Origin of the sequence: Curtobacterium sp. MCBD17_032 (assembly GCF_003234855.1) — a bacterium.
GTDB lineage: Bacteria > Actinomycetota > Actinomycetes > Actinomycetales > Microbacteriaceae > Curtobacterium.
Genome location: NZ_QKTO01000010.1, coordinates 17049 through 31756, shown reverse-complemented (window position 1 = coordinate 31756; position 14708 = coordinate 17049). Strand labels below are relative to the sequence as shown.

General features: G+C 73.0%; 16 protein-coding genes and 1 tRNA gene. 11 read left to right on the top strand and 6 right to left on the bottom strand.

The features are described 5' to 3' along the window. The first annotated feature begins 35 nt into the window (after window positions 1–35). Both DEI91_RS12435 and DEI91_RS12430 read left to right on the top strand, forming a co-directional pair. Complete coding sequence (locus DEI91_RS12435) at window positions 36–356, top strand: hypothetical protein (RefSeq protein ID WP_111052594.1); 321 nt, start codon at window positions 36–38, stop codon at window positions 354–356. A 106-nt stretch (window positions 357–462) separates the two neighbouring features. Then, window positions 463–1050 carry a CDP-alcohol phosphatidyltransferase family protein gene (locus DEI91_RS12430; RefSeq protein ID WP_146244289.1) on the top strand — a complete coding sequence of 196 codons (588 nt, stop codon included), beginning with the start codon at window positions 463–465 and terminating at the stop codon, window positions 1048–1050. 39 nt (window positions 1051–1089) lie between these two features. Here DEI91_RS12430 and mscL read toward each other — a convergent pair whose 3' ends face one another. The 3 genes from mscL to DEI91_RS12415 form a co-directional block, all read right to left on the bottom strand. Beyond that, window positions 1090–1596, bottom strand: a complete 507-nt coding sequence (gene mscL / locus DEI91_RS12425) for a large conductance mechanosensitive channel protein MscL (protein WP_111052592.1) — start codon at window positions 1594–1596, stop codon at window positions 1090–1092. 73 nt (window positions 1597–1669) lie between these two features. Further along, window positions 1670–2014: an FmdB family zinc ribbon protein gene (locus tag DEI91_RS12420; protein ID WP_111052591.1), complete on the bottom strand. Its 345-nt coding sequence runs from the start codon at window positions 2012–2014 to the stop codon at window positions 1670–1672. Between the two features lies 1 nt (window position 2015). Next, entirely contained in the window at window positions 2016–2600 is a 585-nt protein-coding gene (locus DEI91_RS12415; RefSeq protein WP_111052590.1) for a 5-formyltetrahydrofolate cyclo-ligase, read from the bottom strand. Window positions 2601–2703: 103 nt separating this feature from the next. Between DEI91_RS12415 and galU the strand changes: the two genes are divergently transcribed. From galU to DEI91_RS12380, 7 genes are all read left to right on the top strand, one after another. Next, a complete protein-coding gene (galU, locus tag DEI91_RS12410; RefSeq protein ID WP_110890996.1) occupies window positions 2704–3594 on the top strand; it encodes a UTP--glucose-1-phosphate uridylyltransferase GalU in 891 nt (296 codons plus the stop codon). Between the two features lie 89 nt (window positions 3595–3683). Continuing rightward, complete coding sequence (locus DEI91_RS12405; RefSeq protein ID WP_111052589.1) at window positions 3684–4343, top strand: GNAT family N-acetyltransferase; 660 nt, start codon at window positions 3684–3686, stop codon at window positions 4341–4343. Between the two features lie 120 nt (window positions 4344–4463). After that, the gene (locus DEI91_RS12400; protein WP_111052588.1) at window positions 4464–5573 is read left to right on the top strand and encodes a hypothetical protein; all 1110 of its coding nucleotides are present in this window, start codon (window positions 4464–4466) and stop codon (window positions 5571–5573) included. 74 nt (window positions 5574–5647) lie between these two features. After that, window positions 5648–5723: transfer RNA gene (locus tag DEI91_RS12395), tRNA-Ala, on the top strand. Between the two features lie 150 nt (window positions 5724–5873). Continuing rightward, window positions 5874–6296: a VOC family protein gene (locus DEI91_RS12390; RefSeq protein ID WP_111052587.1), complete on the top strand. Its 423-nt coding sequence runs from the start codon at window positions 5874–5876 to the stop codon at window positions 6294–6296. A 103-nt stretch (window positions 6297–6399) separates the two neighbouring features. Next, window positions 6400–7449, top strand: coding sequence for an amidase domain-containing protein (locus tag DEI91_RS12385; protein ID WP_111052586.1), 1050 nt, complete (start codon window positions 6400–6402; stop codon window positions 7447–7449). Between the two features lie 56 nt (window positions 7450–7505). Continuing rightward, window positions 7506–8318, top strand: a complete 813-nt coding sequence (locus DEI91_RS12380) for a CPBP family intramembrane glutamic endopeptidase (RefSeq protein WP_111052585.1) — start codon at window positions 7506–7508, stop codon at window positions 8316–8318. Window positions 8319–8342: 24 nt separating this feature from the next. Here DEI91_RS12380 and DEI91_RS12375 read toward each other — a convergent pair whose 3' ends face one another. After that, window positions 8343–9596: a hypothetical protein gene (locus DEI91_RS12375; protein ID WP_258374418.1), complete on the bottom strand. Its 1254-nt coding sequence runs from the start codon at window positions 9594–9596 to the stop codon at window positions 8343–8345. A 115-nt stretch (window positions 9597–9711) separates the two neighbouring features. On the opposite strand from DEI91_RS12375, the gene DEI91_RS12370 reads away from it, so the two are divergent. Further along, window positions 9712–10563, top strand: a complete 852-nt coding sequence (locus DEI91_RS12370; protein WP_111052584.1) for an alpha/beta fold hydrolase — start codon at window positions 9712–9714, stop codon at window positions 10561–10563. A gap of 121 nt (window positions 10564–10684) precedes the next feature. Here the strand turns inward: DEI91_RS12370 and DEI91_RS12365 are convergent, their stop codons facing one another. Beyond that, on the bottom strand, window positions 10685–12547 hold the full coding sequence (locus DEI91_RS12365; protein ID WP_111052583.1) for a glycoside hydrolase family 2 protein: 1863 nt from the start codon (window positions 12545–12547) through the stop codon (window positions 10685–10687). 137 nt (window positions 12548–12684) lie between these two features. Between DEI91_RS12365 and DEI91_RS12360 the strand changes: the two genes are divergently transcribed. Further along, a complete protein-coding gene (locus DEI91_RS12360) occupies window positions 12685–14004 on the top strand; it encodes a phosphotransferase (protein WP_111052582.1) in 1320 nt (439 codons plus the stop codon). 85 nt (window positions 14005–14089) lie between these two features. On the opposite strand, the gene DEI91_RS12355 is transcribed toward DEI91_RS12360, so the two are convergent. Next, window positions 14090–14467, bottom strand: coding sequence for a DUF1844 domain-containing protein (locus DEI91_RS12355; RefSeq protein ID WP_375537688.1), 378 nt, complete (start codon window positions 14465–14467; stop codon window positions 14090–14092). Between the last annotated feature and the right edge of the window lie 241 nt (window positions 14468–14708).

Below are 14708 nucleotides of genomic sequence, written 5' to 3'. Positions count from 1 at the left end.
GGGTTCCCCGCCGCGCCTCGCGGCAGGCTGGCCCGGTGACCCCGACCACGGACCACCTGACGGGGACGTGGGCACCGGACGCGACCGCCGTGCGGACGGGAGGCGCGTCGCCGGCTGGTGACGGGCCTCCCGTCCCCGCGCGGTCCGCCGCGGAGACGCCGACCACCGGTCCCGTGACGCCGCCGGACGTCGTCCCGTCGTCGACCAGGCCGGGAGGCGCGATCCGCTCCGGCAGGCGCGTCACGACCCGCCCGGTCCCCGGCAGCGACCCGACTCCGGCACCCGAGCCGGCGCGGCACGCGGCCGGCGAGAACGACGACCGGCTCCTCCGCGACCGACCGCCGCACTGGCAGTGACCGTCCGGCGCACGGGGGTGCGGCGTCCCGACGGTCGGGCGTGACCGACGAGTCCACGGGTCGGACCGGTACCCTTGCAGTGACCCACCTCGAACGGAAGCGTGTGATGACGGAGCCCTCCCGGCGGACCCGGCCCGACTGGCAGACGCTGCCGAACCTCATCACGCTGGTGCGCTTCGCCCTCATCCCGGTCTACGTCGGCCTGGTCGTCGCCGGACACCCGGGATGGGCGCTGGCCTCCCTGGTCGTCCTCGGCGTGAGCGACTGGGCCGACGGGTTCCTGGCGCGACGCCTGCACCAGGAGTCCCAGCTCGGGAAGGCGCTCGACCCGATCGCGGACCGGCTGGCGATCGTCGCGATCGTGCTGTCGCTCGTGCTGGTCGGCCTGCTGCCGTGGATCGTGGTCGTCGTCGTGGTGGCCGTCGACCTCGCCCTCCTGGCGCTCTCGAGCGCGTGGTTCCGCGGCAACCCGGACCTCCGCGTGACGTGGACGGGCAAGGTCCGGTCCGCGCTGCTGTTCGTCGGGCTCCCGGTGCTGCTGTTCTCGTCGACGTCGGTCGCCGCCGACCACTCCTGGGTCCGGGACGTCGGTCTCGTGTTCGTCTGGCTCGGGACGGTCGGGCACGTCCTGGCCGGGATGCAGTACGCCGGCGAGATGTCCCGGAAGCACCGGGCGCAGCGCGCGCCGGCGTAGACCAGCCCGGCGGCGCACCTCCCGGACGCCCCCGATCGCCTACAGCTTCGTGGTGCCGGCGACGCCGGCGCCCTCTGGCGCGTCCGCGGGAGCGACGTGTGCCCCGTGGCCGCCCGCACCGGCGTCGCCGCCCTGCTGCTGCGCGCGGAGCAGGTCGCGGATCTCGAGGAGCACCTCGACGTCCGTCGGTGGGACGTCCGCCGGCGGCTGCTCCTCGTGGCGCTTCGTCCGGTCGAACGCGACCTTCTTGAGGTGGTTCACCGGCACGACGAGTGCGAAGTACACGACCGCGGCCACGATCACGAAGTTGAGGACCGCGCCGATCACCTTGCCGAACAGCAGCTCGGTGTGGCCGCCGGACACGGTCGGGAACGACACGATCAGGGCCTTGTCCAGGCTGGAGGCGTTGAAGACCGCACCGATGAGCGGGTTGATCAACGCCGTGACGACCGCGGTGACGATGGCGGTGAACGCGGCGCCGATGACGACGGCCACCGCGAGGTCGATGACGTTCCCGCGGAGCAGGAACTCCCTGAAGCCCTTCACGCGAGCCCCCTTCTGTCGTGGACGGCCACCGCGCGGTGGCCCGCTCCAACCTACCGAGGAGGCGCGGGCCGGGTCAGGACGAGGACGACGAGCCGGACCCCGACGACGATCCAGACCCGGACGACGAGCCGGACCCCGACGACGACGAGGCGCCGGACCCGGACGACGAACCGGACCCGGACGACGAGCCCGAGCCGGACGACGAGCCGGAGCCCGACGACGAGCCGCCGCCCGACGGCGTCGTGCGCGAGTCCGTCCGGTAGAAGCCACCGCCGTTGAAGGTCACCCCGACAGGCGAGAACACCTTCCGCAGGACCCCGCCGCAGACCGGGCACTCGGTGAGCGTGGCGTCGGAGAAGGCCTGCTTGATGTCGAACGCGTTGCCGCACTCGGTGCAGCGGTACGAGTAGGTGGGCACGTCAGCTCCGGAACGTGATGATGCGCGACGGCGTGATGATGCCGTCGACGGGTTCGTCGTGGGGTTCGCGCGGGACCTCGTCGAGGTACTCCGTGTCGAACACCACAGCATAGACGGGCGGGCGGTTCGCCATGGACCCGAGGGTCTTGTCGTAGTAGCCGCGGCCCCAGCCCATCCGGACGCCGTCGTGCCCCACGGCGGCGGCCGGCGTGATGATCACGTCGACGTCGTTGATCGCGAGCGGGGAGAGCACCTCGCCGACGACCTCTGGCATGCCGAACGGGCCTTCCCGCTCCGAGGAGCCGTCGCCGACCGCCCAGTCGAGCAGGCCGTCCTCGCGGGTGATCGGCAGGAGCACGCGGATCCCCCGCTCGAACGCCCAGGCCAGGAAGGGGCGCACGTCGGGTTCGTCGGGTGCCGACAGGTAGAGGGCGACCGAGCTGACCTGCCGTTCCTCGACGAATCGCTGCAGCGTGGCGGTCAGGGCGAGGGAGTCGGCGTCGCGGACGGTCGAGGTCCGGCTGCGTCGCCGCTGCCGGAGGTCGGCTCGGAGGGCACGCTTCTCGTTCCCGAGATCGGCGGTCATGGCGACGAGTGTAGCGAGCGCCGGGAATGCGGCTTCCCGCCGATCTTCCTGTCCTCCTATCGGTTGACATGCCCCGGAAAAGGCTTTCAGATACGGTCGGTCCATGGGCTTCCAGATTTCGAAGGCAGTGATCCCCGCCGCAGGGCTGGGCACGCGCTTCCTCCCCGCGACCAAGGCGATGCCGAAGGAGATGCTCCCCGTCGTCGACAAGCCGGCGATCCAGTACGTCGTGGAAGAGGCGGTCGACGCCGGCCTCACCGACGTGCTGATGATCACCGGGCGCAACAAGAACGCGCTCGAGAACCACTTCGACCACGTCTCGGAGCTCGAGGAGACCCTCAAGAAGAAGGGCGACCACGAGAAGCTGCAGAAGGTCAACCAGTCGACGGACCTGGCCGACATGCACTACGTGCGACAGGGTGACCCGCTCGGCCTCGGGCACGCGGTCCTCCGCGCGAAGATGCACGTCGGGCGCGAGCCGTTCGCCGTGCTCCTCGGCGACGACATCATCGACGCCCGCGACCCGCTGCTCAAGCGCATGATCGAGGTCCAGGGCGAGAAGAAGGCCACGGTCGTCGCCCTGCTCGAGGTCCCGGCGTCGCAGACGCACCTCTACGGCATCGCGACCGTCGAGGAGACCGACACCGACGACGTCGTGAAGATCACCGGCCTGGTCGAGAAGCCGGCGCAGGGCGAGGCTCCGTCGAACCTGGCCATCATCGGCCGTTACGTCATCCGCCCCGAGGTCTTCGACGTCCTCGAGAAGCAGGAGCCCGGCAAGGGCGGCGAGATCCAGCTCACCGACGCGCTCATGAAGATGGCCAGCGCGGAGGAATGGACAGGAGGCGTGTACGGCGTCGTGTTCCGTGGACGTCGCTACGACACCGGTGACAAACTCGACTACATCAAGGCGATCGTGCAGCTCGCCTCGGACCGCGAGGACCTCGGCCCGGACCTCAAGTCCTGGCTCAAGGAGTTCAACGCGGGCGAATGAGTCGACCCATCCCGCTCGGGTCCGGTGATCCCGGACCCGAGCGGGACACCCGTCCCGCCGAGCGCGGGGCCCCGGAGGAACCAGAAGCGATGACGACGATCCCGACCCTCACCCACGGGCGGGTCACCATCCGCCCCCTCCGGGTCCGCGACTCCCGCGAGCTCGACCTCGCGCTGGCCGGCAACCGCTCCTGGCTGCGCACGTGGGAGGCGACGAACCCCTCCGGACTCGTGTCCGCGGACGTCCGCGGGAGCATCCGAGCCCTGCAGGCGAACGCCCGGGCCGGGTTGGGCCTCCCGTTCGCGATGGAACTCGACGGGCGCTTCGTCGGCCAGCTCAACGTGTCCGGCATCACGTACGGGTCGCTCGCGAGCGCCTCCATCGGCTACTGGGTGGTGCAGGACGCCGCCGGGCACAACGTGACGCCGACCGCGGTCGCGCTCGCGACCGACCACTGCTTCCGCTCCGTCGGCATCCACCGGCTCGAGATCTGCATCCGGCCCGAGAACGCCCCGAGCCTCCGGGTCGTCGAGAAGCTCGGGTTCCGGTACGAGGGCCTCCGCCGCCGGTACATCCACATCAACGGCGACTGGCGGGACCACTTCTGCTTCGGCCTGGTCGCGGAGGAGATCCGCGAAGGCGTCCTGGACCGCTGGGTCCGCGGGCAGGTGCCGCACGACGCCGGCCGCGTGCCGCAGGAGGCCTGGGACGAGGCGGCGGTGCCGCTGCCGACCTCCCCGCGCGGCTGACGCGGCCCGCGGGCGCACCGGCCGGGAGGCCCGCAGCACGTCCGACGGATCCGCCGCGACTCGCTCGACACGCTCCCGGCAATGGGCCGTCCCAGCGCACCTGCCCCCTACCGTTGCCCCATGGGAATCGGGACCTGGGGCGGCGGCGTCGTGCTGCTCGTGGCGGCCGTGCTCTGGGTCGTGTACCTGATGCCCGCGTGGGCGGCCCGGCGGCAGTACCTCGCCACCGAGCGGAACGCGATCCGACTGCAGCAGACCCTCCGCATCCTCGCGCAGACCGCCGAGCTGCCGGACGAGGTGCGCGTCGAGTTGAACGCGAAGTCCCTGGCCGAGGCGCAGCGCGTCGCACGGTCGGAGGAGGCCAAGCGCGCCGCGATCGTCCGCGCCCACGAGGCAGCGCGCCAACGGGAGATCACCCGTCGTCTCGCCGCCCAGGCCCCCGTGCTCGAGAAGGTCTCCTCGGTGCCCGCCCTGACCGCGATGCGGATGCGTCGCTCGCGCCTCGGTGCCACGACGCTCGGCACGCTCGGGCTCGTGCTCGCGGTGGTCGTCCTCGTCGTCGCCCCCGGCGCCTGGCTCCTCGCGGTGGCCGGCCTCGTCGCCGCCGGTGGTTCCGCGGCCGTCCTCGCGCAGCTGCACCAGGTCGCGACCGCCCGACGTCGACGGGCCGCAGCCGGTGCGACGGAGCAGACACGGGCCTCCCGGCCGGCCACCGCGTGGACCGACCCGGCGCCGCCGCTCTCGACCGACCAGTCGCCGGCCGCACCCGCGGACCGGACCTGGACGCCGGGCCCGATCCCGAAGCCGCTCTACGTGCAGACGCCCACGCGGTCCCAGCCCTCGCCGGAGTCGTCTGCCGAACTCGCCGCCCGGCTGCGCGACCGCGTGGCCCAGGCGAAGGCCGAAGCGGACGCGGAAGCCGCCGCCGTGCGGGCCGCAGAGGCGGACCCGTCGCTCGCGCGTGTGTCGCGGATGCGCGCCGATGTCGAGGAAGCCGCGTCGGCCCTGTCCTCGCACGACCAGGGGCGGCTCGCCGAGCGGCTCGGTCTCCGCGCTGCCACGACGGAGCCGACGACCGCGACCGACGTCGTCGCTCCGGCCACCAGCGCGCCCGCCGCCCCCGAGCCCCCCGCCGCGCCGAGCCGGTGGGCCGGCATGGGCGTGATCGGTGACGACGCCTACGGACAGACGGACCTCGATGCGATCATGCGTCGCCGTCGGGCGGTCTGACCAGACGGCACGCCCGACTGCCACGCCCCGATTTCCGGATCACTGCCCCCCGGTGCTATCGTTGTCGAGCACTTGGGGCTATGGCGCAGTTGGTAGCGCGTCTCGTTCGCAATGAGAAGGTCAGGGGTTCGAATCCCCTTAGCTCCACCACAGCACGAAGGCCCGGGTCCCACGACCCGGGCCTTCGTCGTTCCTGCGGCAGGTGCCCGTCCTCCGCCGGGCCCGGCGTCGTCCGGGCCCGGCGTCTTGCAGGGCTCCAGGCCGGCTGTCACGATGAGGCGACGGACGAAGGAGCCCATCATGACCTCACGACTCAACCCCTACCTCGGTTTCCGCGACGACGCCCGACAGGCGCTTGAGTTCTACCAGTCGGTGTTCGGCGGTGACCTGCGGATCGGCACCTTCGCCGAGATGGGCGCGGACGGCGACCCCGCCGACGCCGACAAGGTCATGCACGGGCAGCTCGAGACGGCGCGGGGGTACGTGCTCATGGCGTCGGACACGCCCTTGTCGATGGGGCGGTCCGAGACGAACAACATCTCCCTGTCCGTCTCCGGGGACGCCGACGACGCCGAGGACCTGCGCGGGTACTTCGCGGCACTGTCCGTCGGGGGGAAGGTCCTCGAACCGCTCACGCAGGCGCCGTGGGGCGACGAGTTCGGCATGGTCACCGACCGGTTCGGGATCACCTGGCTCGTCAACGTCAGCGCCGCCGCTGCCTGACGTCGCACGGGGCGCCGACACCGCACGGGGCGCCGACACCGCGCGGGCTCCCGGCGGTGCGGTCGGGGGATCCGGGGACCACGTCGCATAGCCTGGTCGGGTCATGACTGCTCCGATCACGCGTCGCACCCTCCTGTCCCTCGCCGGCATCACCGGGGTCGGGCTCGTCGCCGCGGCCTGTTCCGCGGACGAACCGGGCGCGCGGTCCTCCACGGAGCCGGGATCATCCGGAGCGACGGGGTCCGCCACCGGGGGAGCGGCTGCCGAGCGGCCGTCCGCCACCGGGATCGAGCCCGCCGAGCTGCCCCTCGCCGGCGGCGTCACCGTGACCGTCACCGGGACGGGCCTGTCCGCCGTGTCCGGCGTCACGGTCGGCGGCGTCGCTGCCCGGGACGTGGTCGCCGGGGCCGGGAAGGTCACCTTCACCGCGCCGCACCAGGCGATGTACACCGCCGGGTCGGCCGACGTCGCGCTCTTCGCCGAGCCCGTGGAACCGGTGCCCTCGGCGAACCAGACCTCGGACGGCAACGGCAGCCAGGCGAACGACGGCCAGGTGGGTGCCACGCAGGACGGTGCTGCGAGCACGCCGACCCCCACCGCTGCACCGACCCCGGACGCGAGCACCGCCGTCGCCACCACGACGGTCTCCTACGCTGCCCAGACCCCGGTCGACCGGCAGCTCGAGTACGCGATGCGCCACTGGGCGGACTACAACACCGTGGAGTACGGGACGATGAACCCGATCGGCGGCGACTGCGCGAACTACGTCAACCAGACGCTCGAGGCCCGCGGCTGGGAGCAGCGCGCCGACTGGTACAACCGGGCCGGCGGCGCGGAGCACTCCCCGACGTGGACCTACTGCCCGGCGATGGACCCGTGGCTCGACCAGAACGCGGCCGCGTTCGGGCTCACCCGCCGGACCTCGGACGAACGCGAGCACGTCCGGGTCGGCGACATCGTCATGTTCGACTGGAACGGCAACGGGTCGCCGGACCACACGACCATCGTGTCCGAGGTGTTCACCGAGGCCGACGGTACGATCCGCATCAAGTCGGCCAGCCACAACCAGGACGGCCCGTACCGCGACCTCGACGAGATGATCACCGTGCAGCACCCGGGCGGGACCGCCTGGTTCCACACGATCGACGCGTAGCACCGGGCGCCTCGGTACCATCGCGGTGTCCTCGTACCGCGACGAGAGGGAACACGATGCCCACACCTGCGCCCCGTGACACCGTCGGCACCGCCGGCTCGGTCTTCCCCGCCCGCATCCGGTCGGACGTCGCCGCCGCCGCGGTGAGCGCGGCGGTGGCGGTGCTCCTGCCGGTCCTGCTGCTCGTCGCCGGCCTGTTGCTCGGCGGGTCCGGCGGCAACCCGCTCGGCTCCTCGGCCGCACTGCTCCGCCAGGCCCTGGGCGACGGCGTCGTGCTGGTGGTCCTCGTCGTGGTGGTGTCCGTGCTCGGCGGGTGGCGGTCCGTCCTCGCCGAGCCGGCGCGCGCACGGTCGTGGTGGGGGATCGGCGTACTCGTCGTCTTCACCGTGGCCACGCTGGTCTCGTTCACGACACCCGTGCGGTCGGACGCGGGCAGCTACCTCGGCGCGCTCGTCGTCGGCCTGATCGCGGTGGCCCTCGTCGAGGAGCTCGTGTTCCGCGGGGTCCTCGTGGTGGGGTTCCGCCGGCTCGCACCCGAGTGGGTGGTGTGGCTCGTGTCGACCGCGGCGTTCGCCCTCGCGCACGCGCTCAACGCCGACGGCACCGCGTTCCAGGTCCTGACGACGTTCCTGCTCGGCTCGGCCTGCTACCTGGCTCGTCGGGTCACCGGGTCGGTCCTCGGTGCGGTGCTGGTCCACCTGCTGTACGACGCGTTCCTCGGGTTCCGCAGCCAGACCGTGGACGGCATGCCGTTCCTCCTCAACGTGGTGTGCACCCTGACGGTGGCGGTCGCTGCCGTCATCGGCTTCGTGGTCGCGCTCCGCACCCCGGCCGCGGGCCGCGGGGCCGGGACCGCGCGCGGCGCCTGACGCCGGACCGCGCCGAGCCCGGCCTCACGGGAAGCCGAGGAACCAGAGCAGCACCACTGCGACCGCCTGCAGGCAGACGCCGGCCACGAGCCACCCGGTCGCCCGCCTCCGGGTGGCGGTGAAGGTGTCGGCGGCGAGCAGCGGCGCGACCGGCATGAGCAGGCGGGGGAGGCTCTGCTGCGGCAGGAACACCGCCACCAGGTACGCCACGTAGGCGACCGCGAAGCCGGAGACCTCGGGCCCGAGCGCACGGACGTCCCGTCGGCGGAGGAACCACGCCGCCCCTGCGAGCACGAGCACCACGAGCACGATGCCCGCCGGCCCGAGCCACGTCCCCGCCATGAGGAACCACGGCGTCAGCGGAGCGAAGTGCTGCCGACCGACGAACCCCACCCACCACGACAGCTCCGTGTCGAGGTACGCGTCCGGCCGCCCGGTCACCGCGGTCGCGACCACCGGCCAGGCGAGCCCCGCCGCTGCCACGACGAGCCCGGCGACGACGACCGCCGCGCGCTCCCGCCACGGGAACGCCTCCGCTCCGGGTCGACCGCCCGCAGCACGCCGCGCCGCCACCCAGCGCACGACGAGGTGCACGGCCAGGGCGACCGCGAGCGCCAGCACCCCCGGGCGGGTGAACGCCGCGAGCACCCCCAGGAGCGCGACGATCGGGTACCGCCGACGCACGAGTGCGAGCAGTCCGCCGAACAGCAGGAGCAGGAACATGCCCTCGGCGTACGAGACCTGCAGCAGGAAGCCCGTCGCTCCGAAGGCGAAGAACGCGGTCGCCCATCGCGCACGGCGGGCGTCCGCCACCGCGAGGACCAGTCGGAACAGGACCACGCACGCCCCGGCACCGCACAGGGTGGCGACGACGAGCCCCGCCGTCCAGAAGGACGACCCCGTCAGTGCCATGAGGACCCGGACGACGCCCGGGAACAGCGGCAGGAACGCCCACGGGTTCGGGACGACGTGCCCCTCGTCGTCGGTGGGCAGCTCGCGCGGGTACCCGTGCTCGGTGATGGTCCGGTAGAAGGACGCGTCCCACGAGCCGGAGAACGTGGCGAACGACGGGTCACGCCGGTACGACGCGAAGGGCCACCCGTTCGCCGTCGCGAGCCAGTAGACGGTGCCGAGGAGCACCGTGCTGACGACGCGCGACGCCAGCCACAGGAGGAGGGGCGTGGTCCACCCGCTGGAGCGTGCCTCCAGGACGGCCGTCACCGTCCGCCGCAGGCGGGCCCGCCGGGAGGCTCGGGTCGTTCCCGCGGGGTCCGTCACCTGCCCGATCCTGGCAGACCGCACCCTGTCCGTTCGCCGCACCGGCCAGGTCGCGTCCAGAGGCCGGGCGTTGCATCGCCGTCGTTCCCTGGAAACCACCAACCATGGAGGCAGCATGCCGTTCATCACCGTCGGCGCCGAGAACGGGCACGACATCGACCTGCACTACGACGACTTCGGCACGGGCAACCCGGTCGTGCTCATCCACGGCTGGCCGCTGTCCGGCCGCTCGTGGGAGGGCCAGGTCCCGGCCCTCGTCGCCGCCGGGCACCGCGTCATCGCCTACGACCGCCGCGGGTTCGGGCAGTCCTCGCAGCCCTGGAACGGCTACGACTACGACACGTTCGCCGCGGACCTCGACAAGCTGATCACCGAGCTCGGCCTGACGGACGTGACCCTCATCGGGTTCTCGATGGGCGGCGGCGAGCTCGCCCGCTACGTCTCGACCTACGGCACGGGCAAGGTCGCGAAGCTCGTCTTCGCCAGCGCCGTCCCGCCCTACCTGTGGAAGTCCGACGACAACCCCGAGGGCGGCGTCGACCAGGACCTCGCCGACTGGTTCGCGAACGGCATCACGGGCGACCGTCCGGCGTTCCTGCACGAGTTCGTCGACATGTTCTACACCGCGGGCGGCAAGGTCTCGCTGACCCACAAGCCGCTCGTGAGCGAGGACCAGCGCGCCTACGACCTCGCGATCGCCGAGCTGGCCTCGCCGAAGGGCACGCTCGACTGCACGGCGGCGTTCGCGACGACGGACTTCCGCGACGACCTGACGAAGGTCGACGTCCCGACGCTCGTCATCCACGGCGACGCCGACGGCATCGTGCCGTTCGAGGTGTCCGGCAAGCGGACCGCCGAGGCGATCCCGAACGCGCAACTGCACGTCATCGAGGGCGGTCCGCACGGCGTGCTCGCGTCGCACCGCGACGAGTGGAACGAGGCGGTGCTCCGCTTCCTCGCGGGGTAGGCGCGTCCGTCGGCGCCGCGGTGCCGGCAGACGGCCGGGAGGCCCGTGACCGACTGGTCCCGGGCCTCCCGGCCATTGCGCCACCCGTCGGTTCCGCCTCCCGTTCGGCGGACAGCCGCGGTCAGCGGCCGAGCACGGCCCGGCGGATCCGCTCGATCGGCTCCTTCGGGGACCGGTCCGCGTTGAGCAGTCCGTTCGTCTCCTGCATCGTGTCGGTGAGTTGGGTCCAGCAGCTGCCGGCGAGGAACGAGCTCGCGCGCACCGCGTCGTAGAGGGCGGTGATCCTGGCGATCCAGTCGTCGCCGTCGGCCGCGGTCGTGTACCCCCAGGCGTCGTCGCGCTGCGCGCCCGGCTGGTGGTTCACGCCGCCGAACTCGGTCAGCATCACCGGCTGGCCGCGGTCCACCGCCCCACCGACCAGGATCGGACGGTCCGCCGGACCGATCCCGGCGAGCAGCCGGGCCCGCGCGGTGTCGTCGGCGTACGTGCGGGCGAGCCGCTCCCCGTCGCCCTCGTAGTCGTGCACCGACAGGATGTCCGAGTCGGGGTGCTCCCACCCGTCGTTCGAGATCACCGGTCGGGTCGGGTCGAGCGCCCGCGTGACGTCCGCGAGGGCACGGGCGTACGCCTGCTGCGCCGGGTCCGTGGCGATGTGCTGCACACCCCAGCTCTCGTTCGCCGGGACCCACGTGACGACCGAGGGGTGCGAGGCGTCCCGCTCCACGGCGTCCATCCACTCGCGCATGAGGCGTTGCACGGCCGTCGGGGAGAAGGCGTAGGCACCGGGCGCCTCACCCCACACCATGAGCCCGAGGCGATCCGCCCAGTACAGGAAGCGCGGGTCCTCGATCTTCTGGTGGTTCCGCGCCGCGTTGAAGCCGAGCTCCTTGATGAGCTCGACCTCGCGGCGGAGGGCCTGCCGGGTCGGTGCTGTCAGGTGCGACTCCGGCCAGTAGCCCTGGTTCAGCACGCTGCGCACGTCGATGCTGCGGTCGTTGAGCAGGAACCGGCCGCTGCCGACCGCGGTGGTGCGGATGCCGAAGTACGAGCTCACGGCGTCGAGCGGCGCGCCGTCGGCCGACACCAGCGACACCACCGCGTCGACGAGGTGCGGTGCGTCCGGGCTCCACTGCAGCTCCTGCTCGGCCTGCCCGTTCGCCTGCCGCGCGATCGGCACGACGAGGTCGACCTCGTGCGCGGTCGGCTGGACGGCGACCTCGACCGTGGCGAGGTGCTCGTCGTGCTCCGTCCAGTGCGCCTCGACCCGGAGCCGCGTCCCGGCCGGGTGCGGGCCGGCCAGCCGGACGGTGAGCCGCATCGTCTCGTGGTCGACGTTCGTCCACCGCAGGGACCGGACGGACGTCGTCGGCACGGCCTCGAGCCAGACGGTCTGCCAGATCCCGGTGGTGCGGCGGTACCAGATGTCGTGCGGCTGCTCGTGCCAGTCCTGCTTGCCGCGGGGCTGGGTGAGGTCGTGCGGGTCGTCCTCGGCGCGGACGACGAGCGTGTGCCCGGCGCCGGTGCCGGTGCCGGTGCCCGTGCCGTCGCCGGTCAGGGCCTCCGTGACGTCGAGGGTGAAGGGGGTGTGGCCGCCCTCGTGCCCGCCGATGAAGGCGCCGTCGACCCACACCCGGGCGCGGTGGTCCACGGCGCCGAAGTGCAGGAGGAGGCGCGGGGCGTCGGCGCCGTGGCCGGCGGCCGCGAGGTCGGCGGCGGTGATCGTCCGCGCGTACCAGACCACCGGGTGGAACCCCGGCTCGTCGATCCCGGACGCGACGGACTCCGGCGGGAACGGGACGACGATGTCCCGGGCGTCCGGGAAGCCGGCCCGCCACGCGGGGTCGTCGCCGGAGTTCCGGAACGACCAGGTGCCGTCGAGGTCCGCCCAGTGGGACCGCATCATCTGCGGCCGCGGGTACTCGCCGTCCTGGCGGGTCGCGACGGGGAGTGCGGGTGCGGCGTCGTTGCCGGGGTACGCGTTCATGGCTCCATGCTGGTCGTGCGGTACATCGATGTAAAGGCGGTGTCGGCAGACCGGACAGCGCCCGGGAGTGGCGGGCGGACGGCACGGAGTGGCCGAACCCCCGGACCGGTGCAGCCGCGACGGGTACCGTCCCCGACATGACCGACGCCGTGCACGCCGACCCCCTCGAGACAGCCGTCGCCGGCTGGATGGCCGACCAACGCTGGTACGCGGCGAAGGGCGGGACCCCGCGGGTCCGCGTCCTCGCCGAGGACAGCGACGACACCGCCGACGCCCGCATCCGCACCCTCTACGTGCTCGACGACGCCCCGACCGGAGCGGTGCTGTACCAGGTGCCGCTCACGATCCGGCAGACGCCCGTCCCCGAGCTCGCGCACGCCCTTGTGGCCGAGGTCGACGGCGCACACGTCTACGACGGCCCGCACGACGTCGCCTACGCACGCTGGTTGCTCGGACGCATCGAGGCCGACGGCGACCCCATCGGCCCCGTCACCGACGCCCGTGTGCTCAGCGGCGAGCAGTCGAACACCTCGGTGATCTGCGGGACCGAGGAGAGCGGCCAGGTCATCACGAAGGTCTTCCGTGTGCTGCACGACGGCGCCAACCCCGACGTGACCACGCAGCGGGCGCTCTCGGCGGCCGGCTCCGAGCGCGTGCCCCGGACCTTCGGTGCGCTCGCCGGGGAGTGGCCGGACGACGGGCAGCCGGGCGGCACCGCACACGGCCACCTCGCCTTCGCGCAGGAGTTCCTGCCCGGCCTCGAGGACGCCTGGCGCGTGGCCCTGGCCGCGGCCCGTGGCGGCGAGTCCTTCGCGAGCGCCGCGGACCGCCTCGGTGCGGCCCTCGCCGAGGTGCACACCGTCCTCGCCGACGCCATGCCGACCGCGACCGCCGGCCCGGAGCAGGTGGACGAGGCCGTCGCGACCATGCGCCGCCGACTCGAGACCGCCGCGGCCGAGGTGCCGCAGGTCGCCGACCACGCCGCCGCCGTCGCCCGCGTGTACGACCGTGCGGCGTCCGTGCCGTGGCCGACCATGCAGCGCATCCACGGTGACCTGCACCTCGGGCAGGTCCTGTCGGCCCCGGAGCCCCGCGGCTGGGTGTTCCTCGACTTCGAGGGCGAGCCGCTCCGCCCGATGCCCGAACGCTCGCGTCCGGACGTCGCGCTCCGGGACGTCGCCGGCATGCTGCGCTCGTTCGACTACGTCGCGGGTGCGCTCGCACACGACGACGATCCCGTGGACACCGGGGACTGGGCGCAGGAGGCGCGGAACGCGTTCCTCGACGGCTACGCGCGGGGCAGCGGTGCCGACCTGCGCGCGCACCGGGCACTGCTCGACGCGTTCGAGCTCGACAAGGCCGTGTACGAGGTCGTGTACGAAGCGCGCAACCGTCCGACCTGGGTCGGCATCCCGGTCGCGGCCGTCGAGCGCCTGGTCGCCCGCTCGGCGGGCTGACGCGACCGACGGACGGGAGGCCCGTGGCGACTCCGCCACGGGCCTCCCGTCCGTCCCCACCCCGTCCGACGGGGTCGGGGTGGGTCTAGTTGACCGGACCGGTGTACTTCTCGCCCGGTCCCTTGCCCGGCGCGTCCGGGATGGCCGAGGCCTCGCGGAACGCCAGCTGCACGGAGCGCAGCCCGTCGCGCAGCGGGCGGGCGTGCTGGTCGCCGATCTCGGTGGCCGCGGCGGTGACCAGGCCGGCGAGCGAGGTGATGAGCTTGCGCGCCTCGTCCAGGTCGGTCTGGCGCTCGGGGTCGTCCGCCAGGCCGACCTTGACGGCGGCGGCGCTGAGCAGGTGGACGGCCACGGTGTTGACGAGCTCGATCGCGGGGACCTCGGAGATGTCCCGGGCGGCGGCGTCCGCGCCGTCGAACCCGTCCTCGTCGAAGGGGGTGGGGGTGCTCGGGGTGTCGGTCACGGTGCTCCTCTGCTAGACTCGCCGACGGCAGACGCTGTCCGCGCGCCCGGAGCCTTCCGGGAGTCAGGACGGTGTCACGAAAGAGGAGTTCCTCCCACCCGTGGCTGCACCAAGGCTACCGGGTCACCACCGCTCCGCCGGAGCCCACGACGTGGGTCCGGTCGGCCGGACCGCAAGGGTCGGCGTCGGGCGGCTGCCGAACGGGTCTGCGATCCGTGCGTCAGATCTCCTCTCTCGTGCC